1 protein-coding gene is annotated in these 2418 nt (G+C 40.6%); it reads right to left on the reverse strand.

All coding sequences use genetic code 11. The annotated features are described in order from the left end of the window. Positions 1-2418, reverse strand: a 2418-nt coding sequence (locus AC1DPZ_RS25565) for a VCBS repeat-containing protein (protein WP_477408796.1), incomplete at both ends; no start/stop codon positions are given.

The raw sequence follows: 2418 nt of genomic DNA on the forward strand, positions 1-2418 counted from the left end.
TCCCTGCGTAATCTATATATTGCAAAAAGCGTTTTTTTAATATCGGCAACTGGCCAACAAGATCGGGCTTCATATGAAAAACATAATTTACGTTATCGCTTCTGTACATTGATGTAACACATTCCTTTGTACCGTTGTTATCAAAGTCTTTCACATAAATTCCCATAGGCTCGGTAAACGACGCCCTGAACTTGGAGTTTAAGCCTATGTTTCCGCCAATAATATCTAAATTTCCATCACCGTCAACATCTGCAATTTCAAGACTGCTCCACCAGCCTTTGTAATTGGCCAGCTGTTTGTCTTCGGTAAATTTCCCTTTAAAGTTTTTAAAGATCCTGATGCCCATCCAGTTACCGGCAACTACCAGATCGGGATACCCGTCTTTATCTAAATCGGCCCATTGGGCTGCGGTAACCATACCCAGCCTGGTATTTGTGCCTAACACCTGTGCCGATACATCCGTAAAGTGCCCCTTGCCATCATTATGAAAAACATATGATTTTGCCGAACATCCGTAAAGACCGGGAACGCTCCTGCCGCCAATGAACAGATCGGGGTGGCCATCGCCATCATAATCGCATGATACGATGACTGATGCATTAACAGTAGCATGTAACGTTTTATCTGCATTGCGATGGAAATTACCTTTACCATCGTTCTCATAAAACCGTGGATTATAAACTGGAGTTTCTGCTTCGTCGGCATTACCGCCAACACCAATGATCAGGTCCTGGTCGCCATCTCCGTCAAAGTCGCCAAATACAGCGCCTGYGTTTTCAAGATATTCCTGTTTCTTTAAGTCATCGGGGATGGTTTGTTTAAACCTGCCATCTTTTTGTTGTATGTAGATAGCGGCAAAACTATTTTTTGAGCTGCCGAAATAAAAATCAGTTAAGCCGTCATTATTCACATCACCCTTAGCCATATAAGGGTTTTCGGTTGATAACATCTGCAGCATCAGGCGTTCGTTATCAAAATCAATAAAATCGTCTTCTTTGTGCCTTGGGATGCTATCGAAGATAGATTTTGTTACATCAGTAAATTGCGGTTTTGCAACAGGCTTGTTCCAGTTGTAATTAAGTTTAGCATTGGCTTGTTTAAATGTATAAACTTTATCGCCTTTAACATTTTGTAAAAGCTGGTATTTACCACCCGGCCAAATGATCTGTAAAGAATCTGCCTGTTTATATTTACCTATACCAATGGTAAGCAAATTGGGCGAAGTACAGCTTTGAAAACCACGTGTTGGCTGGTTATAATAAATAAGCGCACTACCTTTCATAAAAACCTTAATAGTTGTACCTACCCCAAAGCTATTTAAACCGCTGCCCTTTAATTTTAATTGGATGTGGTGGTTACCGTTCTTTTCGGCATTATTTTTATAAACGTAAACGGGTGAATTTACGTTATTAACCACCAGGTCGTTATCCCCGTCATTATCCAGATCGGCATAAGTTGAACCATTGCTAAATGACGGTTTATCCAAACCAAAATCGACGGTCTTATTGGCAAACGTTAAATTATGATTATTTAAATAAGCGTAGTTTGATAAAGGGGTCGATTGCATTTTATCGGTAAAATCTTTAAAATCAAACTTATTGCGCCCTTCGGCTATTTTGGCCATATTATCGCGGTTGCCCAAAAACTCGATGTAATCCTGGTCGGTAAGGTCTTTGTAAATCCCGTTTGATACCAAAATATCTTTCCAGCCATCATTATCCATATCAAACATCAGCGCCCCCCAGCTCCAGTCGGTAGCGGCTATCCCCGAGTAAAAAGCAGTTTCAGAAAATGTGCCATCGCCATTATTTACCTGCAGGCAATTTTGCATATACTGGTTGTAATAACCATCCCGCTGTTTGGCTTTAATCACATCGTACGATTCAAAGGAGGTCATTTTTTTAAGGCGTTTATCACCTTCGGGCAGCATTTCGGTAGTAAAAATATCATACTGCCCGTCGTTATTGATGTCGGCAATGTCAGATCCCATGGAAGCCAGGCTAAGGTGACCGGTTTCATTTTGAATATCTTCTTTAAAAGTGCCGTTCTTTTGGTTGATGTATAAGTAGTCCCGCTCAAAAAAATCATTGGAAACATAAATATCCGGGTAGCCATCCTGGTTGATATCAGCCACAGAAACACCTAAGCCAAAGCCTATATCGCTGGAATATATGCCCGCCTGTTTGGTTATATTGGTAAAATGCCCGCCATCGTTACGATAAAGGCGTGCACCCCCTAATTCATCAACTACAGATCTTAAATCCTTATTAAAATCAAATGAACCTATCGGCCTGAAAGAGTTATTTAATACAAAGCAATCCAGGTCGCCATCGTTATCATAGTCAAAAAATATGGCCTGGGTTGATAAACCATTATCTACCAGGCCATATTTTCCGGCTTCTTCTTTAAATGTACCAT

Source organism: Mucilaginibacter sp. P4_G9 (assembly GCF_056400985.1).